Origin of the sequence: Aeromonas sp. QDB68, assembly GCF_027707405.1 — a bacterium.
Classification (GTDB): domain Bacteria; phylum Pseudomonadota; class Gammaproteobacteria; order Enterobacterales; family Aeromonadaceae; genus Aeromonas; species Aeromonas caviae.
Map to the genome: position 1 here is coordinate 1 of NZ_JAPCIQ010000225.1, position 986 is coordinate 986.

Consider the following 986-nt stretch of genomic DNA (forward strand, 5'->3'; position numbering starts at 1 on the left):
AGCGAGGCGAACCGGGAGAACTGAAACATCTAAGTACCCCGAGGAAAAGAAATCAACCGAGATTCCCTCAGTAGCGGCGAGCGAACGGGGATTAGCCCTTAAGCATCTTGGAAGTTAGTGGAACGGTCCTGGAAAGGCCGGCGATACAGGGTGATAGCCCCGTACACGAAAACAACCTTGATGTGAAATCGAGTAGGGCGGGACACGTGACATCCTGTCTGAATATGGGGGGACCATCCTCCAAGGCTAAATACTCCTGACTGACCGATAGTGAACCAGTACCGTGAGGGAAAGGCGAAAAGAACCCCTGTGAGGGGAGTGAAATAGAACCTGAAACCGTGTACGTACAAGCAGTGGGAGCCCTTCGGGGTGACTGCGTACCTTTTGTATAATGGGTCAGCGACTTACATTTTGTAGCGAGGTTAACCGTATAGGGGAGCCGTAGGGAAACCGAGTCTTAACTGGGCGTCTAGTTGCAAGGTGTAGACCCGAAACCGGGTGATCTAGCCATGGGCAGGTTGAAGGTTGAGTAACATCAACTGGAGGACCGAACCCACTAACGTTGCAAAGTTAGGGGATGACCTGTGGCTGGGGGTGAAAGGCCAATCAAACTCGGAGATAGCTGGTTCTCCCCGAAAGCTATTTAGGTAGCGCCTCGGACGAATACTACTGGGGGTAGAGCACTGTTTGGGCTAGGGGGTCATCCCGACTTACCAACCCCATGCAAACTCCGAATACCAGTAAGTACTATCCGGGAGACACACGGCGGGTGCTAACGTCCGTCGTGAAGAGGGAAACAACCCAGACCGCCGGCTAAGGTCCCAAAGTTCTGGTTAAGTGGGAAACGATGTGGGAAGGCTCAGACAGCTAGGATGTTGGCTTAGAAGCAGCCATCATTTAAAGAAAGCGTAATAGCTCACTAGTCGAGTCGGCCTGCGCGGAAGATGTAACGGGGCTCAAACCAGGCACCGAAGCCGCGGATTCAC

General features: G+C 53.0%; 1 rRNA gene. It reads left to right on the forward strand.

The window, feature by feature from the left end:
• Positions 1 to 986: ribosomal RNA gene (locus PG892_RS22350) — 23S ribosomal RNA — on the forward strand; the annotation flags it as partial.